The sequence below is a fragment of the Mesorhizobium sp. B4-1-3 genome (assembly GCF_006439355.1).
In the GTDB taxonomy this organism is placed as follows: domain Bacteria; phylum Pseudomonadota; class Alphaproteobacteria; order Rhizobiales; family Rhizobiaceae; genus Mesorhizobium.
Window position 1 is genome coordinate 1 of the sequence record NZ_VFTG01000002.1, and the last position, 13071, is coordinate 13071.

The following is a 13071-nucleotide window of genomic DNA, read 5'->3' on the forward strand; positions in this document are numbered from 1 at the left end:
ACCGACACCTTCACGGTGACGAGCCAGGACGGCACGGCGACCGGGACGGTGACGGTGACCATCACCGGGACCAACGACAATCCGGTCGCGGTTGCCGACGCGACGGCGGTGAAGGAGGACACCAACACGCTTGCCGATCCCAATCCGGTGAGCGGCAACGTGCTTGGCAACGACACCGACGTCGACAGCACCGACACCCACACTGTCAGCGCCGTCAACGGCCTGGCCGGCAATGTCGGCACCGATGTCGCCGGCACCTACGGCACGCTGCATCTCAACAGCGACGGCAGCTACACCTACACGCTCGACAACTCCAAGGCCTCGGTCCAGGCGCTGGCCGAAGGCGTCACCGTCACCGACGTCTTCAGCTACACCAATGCCGACAACCACGGCGGCTCGTCGAGCTCCAGCCTGACGGTGACCATCACCGGGACCAACGATGCACCGGATATTCATCTTGTGGGAAGCGGAACCCCGGACACTGCGTCGGCTACTTTGACGGAGACGAACGCTGGTTTGACGGCCACCGGCACCTTGACGGTAACCGATGCCGACGTTGCCGACACGGTCAATTCCTCGATCACAACTGTCGCAGCATCGGGAACGACGGCTGGCCTCGGCCTGACCAACGCCCAGCTTCTTGCAATGCTGACTGTCTCGCCAACATCGGGCTTGGCGGCGAATCCGACGGATACTCACAACCTCACCTGGAACTTCAACTCCGGTACACAGGCCTTCGACTACCTCGGTGCCGGCCAGGCGCTGACTCTGTCCTACACAGTCCAAAGTACCGACAACCATTCGACCTCGGATATTCAGACTGTCGCTGTCACGATCAACGGCGCCAACGACGCGCCGGTGATCGATCTAAATGGCGCATCGGTGGGAAACTCGACTAGCCTGAGTTACACGGCCGGTTCGGCCGCGACGGTGATCGCGCCGGCGGCGGCAATAACGGACGTCGACTCGCCCGATTTCGGTGGCGGCTCGCTGACCGTTGCCTTCACGGCAAACGGCACATCGGCCGACCAACTGTCCATCCAGAACCAGGGTACAGGCACCGGCCAGATCGGCCTCAGCGGCAGCAACGTGACCTATGGCGGCGTTGTCATCGGAACATTCGCCGGCGGCACGAACGGGTCGAACCTCGTCATCACGTTCAACGCCAGCACCACGCAAGCGGCGGCGGCGGCCCTTGCCGACCATATCCTCTATTCCAACGCGACGAGCGCCAGCATTGCCAAGACGGTGACCTACACGTTGGTGGACGGGGACGGCACGGCCAACGGCGGCACAGACACCAGCACCGCCTCCGCGACGATTAATGTAACGGGCAGCGACACAACACCGCCAAGTGTCTCGATAAGCCACCAGCTTTTACCGAGCCACCAGCAATCGACATTCACGGTGCACGCAACCGATCCCAGCGGAATTCAGAGCGTCCAGATCCTTGATAGTGTCAATGGTGGTCCACCAACGGTCATATACACGTTCACCGCCGCCGAACTGCAGGCAGCGGTGAACGGAAACTACATCCACACATTCACAGACGGCCAAACGCCGTTCACCTTGATTAACAACGACACGCACCAACTAAGTGCCAGAGTCGTGGATAATGCGACTAACGTCGGGACCGCATTGGACCCGGTTACCTTCAATACCAACGGCGGGAATCAGAGCAATACCAAGTTCTCTGCCCCCGCAGGCACGGCCGGCGAGCCGATCAATCTCGCGCTGACCGATCCTTCTGATGGCCAGACCGTCACCGTCACTGTCAAAGGCGTGCCATCCGGCTGGGCCCTCGACGGCGCCACGCAGAATGCCGACGGGTCATGGACGGTGCAGTCGAATGCCGTCCACGGGCTGACGGTCACAACGCCGGCAGATTTCGCGGGCGCGGTGGTGCTCGATGTCTCGATGACCTGGACCAATGCCGACGGTACCACGGGCAGCTTGTCGATCGCCGACAATGTCGAGGTTTACGCGCCGGGTTCGCCGATCTTCGCCTGGTCGGGCGACGACGTGCTGACCGGCTCCAGCGGCCACGATCTCTTCGTCTTCTCGCAGCCGATCGGCAACGATACCGTGCACAGCTTCGACGCGGCCGCGGACCAGGTCGATCTCGTCGGCTATTCCGGCGTCCAGAGCTTTGCCGACGTTCAGGCGCATATGGCCGACGATGCCAATGGCAATGCGGTGATCACGTTCGGCGACGGACAGTCAATCACGCTGGAGGGCGTGCATTCCTCCGCGCTCGGCGCCGGCAATTTCGCCTTCGACCAGACGCCGGTGGTGAACAACGCCGGCACCATGATAATTGGCGACGGCGCCCTGCTGCCGCTGAGTGGCACGGTCAACAACAGCGGGCTCATCTCGCTGAACTCGACCGGCAGCGAAACACTGTTGCAGGGCATCCAGCATGGCGTGACGCTGCAGGGCGGCGGGCAGGTCGTCCTCTCCGACAGTGCCCTCAATATAGTCTCCGGCACTGGTCCCGACGTCACGCTGACCAATGTCGACAACACCATCTCGGGCGCCGGTCAGTTGGGCGATGGCATGCTCGGTCTCGACAACAGGGGGATCATCATCGCCTCCGGCTCGAATGCCTTGGTTATAGACACGGGCGGCAGCGTCGTCGCCAATTCCGGGACGCTGGAGGCAACCGGTTCGGGGGGCCTGATCGTCGCCGGCGGGGTCGCGAATTCCGGCATGCTGTGGGCCAATGGCGGCAACATCGCCATCCATGGCGCGGTCACCGGCGAGGGCGATGCCACGATAGGCAATCTTTCGAAGCTGGAATTCGGCGCAGCCTCCTCGACGGATGTGACCTTCGCGCAAAATGCGGCCGGCACGCTGGAACTAGACGATTCCTTCGACTTCAGCGGGCGGATCGGCGGCATCACCAACGACGACAAGCTGGACCTTAACGATATCCTGTTCGGCTCGGCAACTAAGGCCCTCTACCAGGCGAATGCTGACGGCAGCGGCGGCACGCTGACCGTGACCGACGGCACGCATGGCGCGACGCTGCACCTGCTCGGCTCTTACGACGCGAACGGCTTCAATGTCGCAGATGACGGCCAGGGGCATACCGTTGTGACCTACAATCCGGCAGAGTTCACGCTGACCGGTGTCGGCAACGCAACGAGCGAGTTCGCCGTGTGACGGAAAGAGGGGGAGCCCGTGACCACCACGCGGCCCACCTCGCTTCCCGCCGGCCGAGGATACAAGCTTACGAATTAAGGTTTACACAAGGTTTACAAGCGGATCGCGTGTCCCGGGAGTAGGATCGGTCCCGGGCATGCAGTTTTGGACAAGGGGGCGGTTCTCCGCTGGGCATGTGAGCTTCAACAACAAGTCTGGAATTGTGTGGGAAGCGCTTCTGGCCTGTCGCCGCTATTTCCTATTCGCGGCGCTGTTCAGCCTGGCGATAAATCTGCTTTACCTCGCATCGCCGCTCTACATGCTGCAGATCTACGACCGCGTCGTCACCAGCGGCAGCGAGACGACGCTGGTGATGCTCACGTTGGTACTGCTTGCTGCTTTCCTGGCGCTTGCCGGCCTCGACCTAGTGCGCGCCGCGATCCTGACGCGCGCCAGCGCGCGACTCGATCGACTGCTTTCGGCCAATATCCTGGCGGCCTCGGTCGAAACGCCGTCCCTTGGCGCTGCGCAAAGCCAGCCGATCCGCGATTTCGACACGTTCCGCCAGGTGATCACGGGCAGCGGCATCCATGCCCTGTTCGACCTGCCGTGGTCGCCCATCTATATCGGGGTCATCTTCCTTTTGCACCCCTGGCTGGGTTTCTTCGCGCTTGGCTCGTCGCTGATCCTTATCGCCATGGCGGCGCTCAACGAATACATGGTCAGGGCGCCACTAAAGCAGGCCAACGACCTGGCCACCGCGAACTACAATTTCACTGAAATGAGCTTGAGGAACGCGGAAGTCATCCGCGCCATGGGCATGATCGACGGCCTGGTCCGCCGCTGGGGGGGCGACCGCGGCATGGCGCTCCGCCGGCAGGGACAGGCCAGCGACCGGGCGGCGCTAATGTCCGGGATAATCCGCTTCCTGCGCCTCACCATGCAGTCGCTGATCCTCGGCCTTGGCGCCTATCTGGTCATCGAGCGGCAGATCACCGGCGGCTCAATGTTCGCGGCAAGCCTGCTTCTGGGCAGAGGGCTACAGCCGGTTGAGCAGATCGTCGGATTGTGGCGCAGCCTTATCTTGGCGCGTGCCGCGCTCCGAAGAGTCGAGAAGCTGCTTGACGGCGGGGCGCAAGGGGAACGTTCGTTCAACCTTCCCAAGCCCACAGGCAAGATCGCCGTCGAACAGCTTACCTTCGCCATTCCGAACCTTCAGAAGGTGCTGTTGCGCGATGTCTCGTTCAAGCTTGAGGCAGGCGAGGCGCTCGGCATCGTCGGTCCCTCCGGTGCGGGCAAGTCCACGCTTGCCCGTCACCTCGCTGGCATCATGCAGCCGAGCCGCGGCACGGTCAGGCTGGACGGCGCCGACATGACGCAATGGAGCAGGGAGGCACTCGGCGACCATATCGGCTATCTGCCGCAGGACATTGAGCTGTTTTCCGACACCGTGGCCGCCAATATCGGCCGCTTCAAGACCGACGTCGACCGCGAGGTGATCGAGGCCGCCCGACTCGCCGGCGTGCATGAGATGATCATCCGGCTGCCGCAGGGCTATGAGACGCAGATCGGCGAGGGCGGGGCGGTGCTGTCGGGCGGTTACCGGCAGCGCATCGCGCTCGCGCGCGCCGTCTTCGGCACGCCGAACCTCATCGTGCTCGATGAGCCGAGCTCAAACCTCGACGCCGATGGCGACCGCGCGCTGGCTGAATGCGCGCTGGAACTCAAGCGTCGCGGCAGCACAATTATCATCGTCTCGCACAGGCCTTCGACCTTGGCCAATGTCGACAAGATCCTGCTGCTCAGGGACGGAGGTGTCGAGGCCTTCGGCATGAGGAACGAGATCGTGGCGCTGCTCAACCAGCGCGCGGCGCCGATTGCGGTGGCCACCCAATGACCGATATCGCCTCCACCTATCGCAGGCTGTCAGACACCGCGGAGGCTGGCACCGACGCGGATTCGATCCGGGGCCCGGTCTGGGTCGGTTTGCTCATCGTCGTTGCGTTCTTCGGCGTGTTCGGCGGCTGGGCGGCGATCGCGCCGCTCAACGGCGCCGTGCTTGCCGACGCTATGGTAAAGGTCGAAGGCAACCGCAAGAGCGTTCAGCACTTCGACGGCGGCACGGTGAAGGAAATCCGCGTGAAGGAGGGCGACATCGTCAAGGCGGGCGATGTGCTTGTCGTACTTGACGACACGCGTGCCCGTTCGGAGTTCAACCTCTACTCCCAGCAATATGCATTGTTGCGCGCAACGGATGCCCGTATTCGCGCCGAACTTGACGGCCGGGAGGCGGTCGTCTTCCCGAAGGATATTTCCGCCGAGCACCAGGGTTATCTGCAGGACGCGATGGCCAACCAGATCACCGACCTCGAGAGCCAGCGCGCCTCGATGGCCGGCGCCACGAAGATACTGCAGAAGCGGATCGCCGAGCTCGAGGAGCAGATCGAGGGCAAGGAGGCGCGCGTGGAATCCTACCGCGCGCAGCTCAAGTCGACCGTTGACGAGAAGGCAGGTTTGAACAAGCTGCTGAAGGCCGGTTTGACGACGCGCACGCGCATCCTGGAACTCGACCGCTCCGCCTCCGACCTGCAAGGACTGATCGACCAGGCGCTCGGCGAGATTGCCGGGAATCGCCAAAACAAGGCGGAATTCGAAAGTCAGATCGCGCAGCTGACTAACGAGCGTCGCGCGAAACTATCGGCGATGCTCATCGACACGCAGTCGAACCTTGCCGACCTTGTGCCGAAGATGTTTGCCGCGCAGGCCACCGTGGACCGCGCCGAAGTGCGCGCGCCCTATGACGGACAGGTGATGGACTTGACGGTCTTCTCGACCGGGGCGGTCGTCACCCCCGGTCAGACCATTCTCGACATCGTGCCGACAAGAAATTCGCTGATTGTCCAGGCGCAGATCCGCGTAGAGGATATATCCAGTCTGCGAGCCGACATGACCGCCGAAGTCCGCTTCACCTCCTACAAGCAGCGCACGACTCCGGTCATCCACGGCCGCGTTACCCGCATCTCGGCGGACCGTGTCACCGATGCCAAGACCGGCTTTCCCTACTATGTCGCCGACATAGCGGTGGATCAGCAGGAACTCGCCGCTGCGCCGCAGATCCAGCTCTATCCCGGGATGCCCGCCTCGGTAATGATAGTGACCGAAGAACGCACCGCTTTGGATTATATGCTGGGACCACTGACGGCGTCCTTGCACACCGCGTTCCGGCAGAAGTAGGCTAGGCTCCTTCGACGGGATACGGCGTGGCGCCTGCCGAAGATCCGCTTTTGTCAGGAGTATACACGACGCCTTCCGCGGCGAGCGCCGACTGTTCTTTCGCGAACAACGCTGCGGCTTGGGCATACTCGTCAGGCATGGCGATCATTGGGAACATCACCTTCAGATTGCCGTGGATGGCGGCGCGCAGCAATGCCCGGATCTGCACGCGGAAGATATCGAGGCGTGCCAGCGACAACCTGATGCCACGCAGGCCGAGAAAACGGGTTGGTCTCCTCGACGGTGAAACCCGGCACCGGCTTGTCGCCGCCGGCATCGACCGTACGGATGGTCACCGGCTTGTCGCCTGCCCATTCCAGCACCTTGCGATAGGCGCGGTATTGCGTCTCCTCGTCCGGCAGTGTCTTGCCGAACAGGAATTCCGTGCGCATCAGGCCGACGCCGTCGCAGCTTCCGATATCGATGCCGTCGATATCGGAAGGATAGGCGATGTTGACCTGGACGCGCACCGCGGTGCCGGCCCTGATCACGGACGGCTCCGTCAGGAAAGTTTGTGCCTCGTCCTGGCGTGCGGCGAGGGATGACGCCGCCTGCCGAAAGGCTTCGACCTCCGCTTGCAACAAAATGCGGTGTCTCTAGTAGCAAAATGCTGACTCCCGCTCTGCTTGGCGGCAGGCATCATTTTGACCGTTGAAGCTAAAGTCCCCTTGCTCTTAGTCGTTGCCACGACGTCCAATCCAAATCCGCATCAGGCTCATCTCATCCACTCTAAAAGAGACTTCTCACATGAGGCGACATCATCCAGATGGATGTCGAACAACCATGCCGTTGCGCGTACGCTGAGGACCGATAGGAGGGCGATAGCGTGCTGCGAACGGGTGCCTGTCCAATCTGCCGCACCAGTTCCGGTCCGGTGGTGATGCGTGAACGGGAATACAGCGGACGACAGTGCACATGCGGTGTCATTTATATCGATCCGCTGCCAGCCTGCTTCGTGGACGCAACAATCGATCATCACCACCGCGTCTATTACTCGGCCCCTGCACGTGCGCGCGTCGGCTGGGTGAAGAGATTTACCAAACGCGGCCGGCTTCTTGAGATCGGTTGCGGTGATGGCGAGTTCACGGCGGCGGCAATGCGAGCTGGATTTACGGTCGAGGCGGTAGAGCCGTCGGACGAACGCGCCGCGCGCGTCGAACGCACCCTTGGCATCACGGTCGAGCGCGCTCTGATAGAAGACAGCCGTTTGCCCGAAGGCCGCTATGATACCACCTTCCATGTCGATTTGCTTAGCCACTTCCCCGATCCGGTCACTGCACTAAGGGCGATAGCCGCGAAGGTTGCACCTGAAGGCACGGTCTGCTTCGAGGTCGGGTTGTTTTCAAATCTGTCGCCCTTTTGGCAGCGGCTGGTCGGGCGGCCAAACATGCCGACGCATATGTGGTTCTTCGATGCGCCTGCAATCGAGCGCTTGCTCGACGAAGCCGGGCTAAAGCTCATAGCGATGCGACGCTATCCGGTCGGGCTTTCGACTGCACTTAGTACGGTCCTAGGCAGCCGGCGCGTCGCTGTGGATTCGGATAGCCACGCCCCTCTTGCGCGCGGCTGGTCGGCTGCACCCTACTATCGGCTACACATGTTTCTACGCTATGGGATAGGCCGCTGGCTCCCGATGGGTGGCCCACAAACGGCGTTTGTCGCCGCACGGCACAAGACCGTCAGTGCGTGATGCGCAAGGGACGACGCATCATCATCGTCGTCACGGCTCTGCCGCGCTGGATTTCCGATTTCAACCATGTCAGCACCGCGTTGGCCGAGGCCGGCCATGCCGTGGAAGTGTGGTCTCCGGACGACAACGGGCTTGCCACTGCCGGCTGGGATTCTAGGGCGACGATTGATGCAGCACGGAATGCCCTGGCGCCGGGCATCGTGACGCGGACCATGCCGTTCTCACGCAATCGCGGGCGGCCAAGTCTCCTGCGGCTGGCGCGCGCGAGCTTGATGGCGGCGCGCGCGGCGCTGTTCAGCTCGGGCGGTCTTTTCATCCTTTGGTCGGCGCTGTCGATCATGCTGGCCGGGCCATGGGTCCGGCTCAGCAATCGGCACGCGATTTACCTGGTGACCGGATTGGGCGCGTGCTTTTCGGTGTCGCAGCGCGATAGCCTGACTACGCGGTTGATCTGTATTGTCTACCGTTTCGTCTTCGCCAACCGGCGGGCGATCGTCATCGTCCACAATCACGAGGACAAAACAGAGCTGATCAGGCGCACCGGCGTCGAACCGGATCGCGTGATCGTTACCGGCGGCTGCGGCGTCATGCCCGACGACTTCCCTTACAAGCAAGTGCGCGAGGTCGGCGCGCGGCCGACGATACTCGTTCCCGGGCGACTCTTGCGTGACAAGGGCGTGCTGGACGCCGCCGCCGCGTCGGGCATCCTGTCCGAACGAGGCGTGGCGCACCGCATGGTCTTTACCTCGAACCCGATGAGCGGGCGCGCAGACGCGCTGACCGAAGCGGAACTGGCGCAGGCGCGATCCTATCCCGACGTGGCGTTCATCGGGTTCCAGCCGAGCATCACCGCGCTCTATGCGGGGGCCGACATCGCCTGCATCCCATCTTGGTATCGCGAGGGGTTGCAGACCGCCTTGCTTGAGTCGGCGTCCTCGGGATGCCCGATCGTCGCGTGCGACAACGTCGGTGTACAAGATTTCCTACGACCCGAAATTGAAGGCCTGGTGGTGCCGCCGCGCGCGCCAGTACCGCTGGCCGATGCGCTGGAGCGCATGATCCGCGAACCCGGCCTAGCCGAGCGGCTGCGGACCGCCGCCTACACCCGGTTCCTATCCGGCTTCACCCGACGGCACATGGTGGAGACGACGCTGGCAGCGATACGCCGTACCGGCATCGAGACGCAGTCATGAGTGGTCGCGCATGGACTGGCCTGATCATGGCCGGTGGGCAGGGCGAGCGTATGGCGCGTTCCGGCGTAGTCGGGCGCAAGCCGCTCGTCGAGGTCGGCGGGGTCAGTCTGCTTGAGCGCAACATCTGGATGATGGCGCGTGGCGGGTGCCGGCGTATCTTCGTCGCGTTGACCCGTGCCGATGCAGTGCGTGAAGCGGACAGGATCGCCGATTTCGCTGCACGCGCCGTCGGTATCGGTGTGGCTGTTGCGCCCCTGATTGAGGAGGTGCCGCTGGGCAATTTCGGTGCAGCGACAATGCTGTCGGGCGACGCCGCCGACGTGCTGGTGGTGTATGCCGACAATCTCACCACACTCGATCTGGCGGCGCTGGCTACCGCGCACCGCGCATCTGGCGCTGCCATGACGCTGGCGGCCCACGACGAGCAGTTCCGCATGCCCTATGGTGCGCTCGAGGTGGATGCTGACGATCCCGATTTGCTCATCGCCTATCGCGAAAAGCCGGTATATCCAATCCTTGTTGGCAGCGGGCTGGCCGTTGTGACTGCCGCTGCGCTGAGGAGTCTGCCGCAGGGCACGCCGCTTGGCCTGGTGGATGCTGCTAATTGGTTGGCGAATGATGGTGAGGCGGTGCGGCTTTATCGTCACCAGGCCTCATGGATCGACGTCAATGACGCGGCCAAGTTGGCTGCCGCCGAAGCCCTGCTCCGGCGGGATGCTGCTTTCGAAGCGTGGTGGCCGGGCGAGGTCGTGCGCGAGATCCGGGTAGCGGGGGGTAATGGAAGCTATGTCTGCGACGCAATGACAGAAGCTGGCGTGCTGCGGGTCCATGTCGGCCCGGGTACGTTCAGCGGGGACGAGTTGCCGGACGCGGTGCGCCGTCGCCTGGTCGCAAGGAGGCGGGACGCGTGATCGGCATTACTGGTGCGAACGGCTTTATCGGCCGGGCGGTGCTGCGCCGGATCGGCGCAGATGCCTGCGTGGCACATGTCGGCCCAATCGACGGCGAAGCGGGGGCGATCGACATTTGCGACCAGCCGGCGCTGGAGAGCTTGTTCGAGGGGATTGACACCATCATTCATCTTGCCGGGCCTGGTGGCGTTGCAGCCTCTTTCGACGCACCGGTGGCATTCGCGCGTGCGCATGTACTGGGCACTGCCACGGTGCTGGCCGCCGCAGAGCGGATCGGCGTGCGGCGCTTCGTCTATGTGTCGTCGGCGGAGGTATACGGCCGTCCGGACAGCGCTCACGTGCCGGAGAGCGCGCCGCTCCGGCCACTCTCGCCTTATGGCGCGGCAAAGGCGGCGTCAGAGCAACTCGTCTCAGGTACCGTCCGGCGAGGGGCGTTGGACTCGGCGACCATTGTTAGGCCCTTCTCGGTATACGGCCCGGGAATGCGCGCCAACGGGCTGGTTGGCCGGCTGGCTTCACAGGCGCGCCTGCGACAACCGATGCGCGTATTCTCGGGCGATACGACCCGCGATTACCTGCATGTCGACGATCTGGCGCGGGGACTATTGATGGCTGCCGCGCGCAATGAACCGGGCCCTCTGACGCTCAACATGGCCTCCGGCACCGGGATCGGTGTCGCCGCGCTCGCGACCGTCTTTGCGACGATAGGCGGCGGACCGGAGGCGCTGATCGTCGAGGGGCAGGGCGACCGATCGTGCGCCCTCGACATTGCGCATCTCGTCGCAGACGTGTCGCTGGCGCACGAGACGCTCGGCTGGCGGGCGGAGGTCGCCTTGGCCGATGGCGTGCGTGATTGCCTGAGTGAGATGGCGTGACCCCAACGATCCTGGTCACCGGCGCGCAAGGGTTCATTGGCCGCTATCTGGTGCGCGCTTTGTGTGATCGCGGCAATTGCCAGGTGGTTGGCGTCGGGCGGTCGCCTGGTAATGAGACACACTTTACACACACCATCCATCCCGGCGGTGACGAGTGCGCTGCGCCGCTGCCAAATTGCCTTGTGCCCGAGGGGCCGAATTATGCCTATGTTGCGACCGACCTGTCGGATGCAGCGGCGACAGCGCGGCTGATTGAGGAAAGGGCACCGGACATTGTCTTCCATCTTGCCGGATCACTGCGCAACGAACCGTTCGATCGGCTTGTGACCAACAACATCGTAGCCACGCGCCACCTCTGCGATGCGCTTGCGGGGCGCGGCGCAGTGATCGTGCTAGGTTCCTCCGGCTCGATCTACGGCGAACTCGGCGGCGGGGGCCTCCCGCTGGTCGAAACTGGTGCTACGGAGCCGATCGACCTATACGCCGCGACCAAGCGCACCAGCGAGGATATCGTGCGGATTGCAAGCCGCGCGGGAAGGATCGACGGCCGCGTTGCGCGGGTCTTCAACGTCGTCGGTCCTGGCCAGGAGGAGCGTCATATTGCCGGCCGCATTGCAAGCCAACTCACCGAGCTGATGGTTGGGCGCCGTAATGCCATGGCCCTCGGTCCGCTGACCGCCTGGCGCGACTTAATCGACGTGCGCGATGTGGCCGATGCGCTGGTCGCGATCGGCTTCACCGCCTCCGGTGATGTTTTCTACAACGTGGCGTCGGGGCGCGAGACGCAGATCGCGGCCGTCTACGATCTGCTCATCGCTGCGGCGGGAATTGGCAATCCGCCGTTGATACAATTGCCGGGGCGGGCAGTAGACATGGCGCGGCAGGTAGTCGACGTCGGCCGACTGCGCGCGCTCGGATGGGAGCCCCGTGTCGGACTTCGGCAGAGCCTCGGCGACGTGATGCACTATTATCTGGACCTGATAGCCAAAGCATGACGGTAGACGGGTACTTCGGATCTCAAGCTACTGCGACTGCGGCGCTGTATTGTGTGCCTTGAACGCCGCGCGAAGGCTTAGTGCCTCTGGGGTGCGCCTAGCTTCTTGTTCGCAGCGAGCACCATCAGGCCATCCAATTGTTGGCCCTACCCCTCGATCTCCTGATGAATATCTTCAGTCGGGCAAGGTCTCGTCGGATGCGAGCTCCAGCATCATGGCTATAGTCGCCCTCGAGCGTGAACGATGTAGGCCTCGGCTGGCGCGAGAAACCAGCAAACGTAAGCTCTAGCTCGGCAACACCGTCGCCCAACGGCACATCACCCTCAACCGAAGCATCTTTGAGGTGGACGTCGAGCGAGACGACGTCAGCAAGTCGCGCCCAAATAGGGGCTGCGGCATGCCCATAAATGGCGGGATTGCCCGTATCAAACTGTATGCATATGCCCGGCTGGCCAACTGCTTGAAGAACCTGGAGTGTTCTCTCGAAGTTTAGCGCGCTTTCATACGCCAAAGTAATTCCTGCGGCTCGCGCAGGACCAAGTGCGAAACGCAGCACTTCCGCTGTTCTTGCCATGTCCTCAGGCGTGCGTATGAGGCTCTGGCGAAACCCCGGAATGATAATCCTGGGCACCCGCAGGCAGTCTGCCACTCCAATCGCATGCAAGATACTTCGCCGGACTTCCAGTGCTTCCTTGCTACCCTTCCGCGCAGTCAGGCCAACATCGTTGAGCCGATTCACAGCAAGGGCGGTGATTGGAAGCGCGAAACGGCGCGACGCTGTGTCGAACTTCTCCATCACTGGGACATCAGTGAGATCGGGACCGCGGTTCGGGCCACCCAAGTCTATGTGAACGTAATCGAGACCCGCAGCGGCGGCGGTTGCAAAGCCGGCCAGACCCCGATCCCCCACCTTCCACAATGCGACCCCGATTTGTGGTCGATAGATACTCTGTAAGGCAGCCATAGGCACGTTACCCGTCAACGGAGTTC

The 13071-nt window shown here is 63.0% G+C and carries 9 protein-coding genes and 1 pseudogene; 8 read left to right on the plus strand and 2 right to left on the minus strand.

The annotated features are described in order from the left end of the window. The 3 genes from FJW06_RS02940 to FJW06_RS02950 all read left to right on the plus strand — a co-directional run. The coding region (locus FJW06_RS02940; RefSeq protein WP_140747739.1) for a VCBS domain-containing protein at positions 1-3165 on the plus strand (3165 nt) is incomplete at its 5' end. A gap of 136 nt (positions 3166-3301) precedes the next feature. Next, on the plus strand, positions 3302-5041 hold the full coding sequence (locus FJW06_RS02945) for a type I secretion system permease/ATPase (protein ID WP_140747742.1): 1740 nt from the start codon (positions 3302-3304) through the stop codon (positions 5039-5041). Beyond that, a complete protein-coding gene (locus FJW06_RS02950) occupies positions 5038-6378 on the plus strand; it encodes an HlyD family type I secretion periplasmic adaptor subunit (RefSeq protein WP_140747745.1) in 1341 nt (446 codons plus the stop codon). Before FJW06_RS02945 ends, FJW06_RS02950 begins: the two co-directional genes overlap by 4 nt. Before the next feature lie 67 nt (positions 6379-6445). Here FJW06_RS02950 and FJW06_RS02955 read toward each other — a convergent pair. Further along, positions 6446-6992 (minus strand): annotated as a pseudogene (locus FJW06_RS02955) (putative PEP-binding protein); the annotation flags it as partial. A 251-nt stretch (positions 6993-7243) separates the two neighbouring features. Between FJW06_RS02955 and FJW06_RS02960 the strand changes: the two are divergent. The 5 genes from FJW06_RS02960 to FJW06_RS02980 are packed head-to-tail and all read left to right on the plus strand — an operon-like array spanning position 7244 to position 12081. Next, on the plus strand, positions 7244-8107 hold the full coding sequence (locus FJW06_RS02960) for a class I SAM-dependent methyltransferase (protein WP_246674506.1): 864 nt from the start codon (positions 7244-7246) through the stop codon (positions 8105-8107). After that, entirely contained in the window at positions 8107-9300 is a 1194-nt protein-coding gene (locus tag FJW06_RS02965; protein ID WP_140747748.1) for a glycosyltransferase, read from the plus strand. Before FJW06_RS02960 ends, FJW06_RS02965 begins: the two co-directional genes overlap by 1 nt. Next, positions 9297-10211, plus strand: a complete 915-nt coding sequence (locus tag FJW06_RS02970) for a sugar phosphate nucleotidyltransferase (protein WP_140747751.1) — start codon at positions 9297-9299, stop codon at positions 10209-10211. The genes FJW06_RS02965 and FJW06_RS02970 overlap by 4 nt, the downstream gene beginning before the upstream one ends. Beyond that, positions 10208-11086 (plus strand): NAD-dependent epimerase/dehydratase family protein, encoded by an 879-nt coding sequence (locus FJW06_RS02975; protein ID WP_140747754.1) that lies wholly within the window; start codon positions 10208-10210, stop codon positions 11084-11086. Before FJW06_RS02970 ends, FJW06_RS02975 begins: the two co-directional genes overlap by 4 nt. Then, positions 11083-12081 carry an NAD(P)-dependent oxidoreductase gene (locus FJW06_RS02980; protein ID WP_140747757.1) on the plus strand — a complete coding sequence of 333 codons (999 nt, stop codon included), beginning with the start codon at positions 11083-11085 and terminating at the stop codon, positions 12079-12081. Before FJW06_RS02975 ends, FJW06_RS02980 begins: the two co-directional genes overlap by 4 nt. 124 nt (positions 12082-12205) lie before the next feature. Here FJW06_RS02980 and FJW06_RS02985 read toward each other — a convergent pair whose 3' ends face one another. Next, positions 12206-13045, minus strand: a complete 840-nt coding sequence (locus FJW06_RS02985) for a TIM barrel protein (RefSeq protein ID WP_140748746.1) — start codon at positions 13043-13045, stop codon at positions 12206-12208. Positions 13046-13071 lie beyond the last annotated feature (26 nt).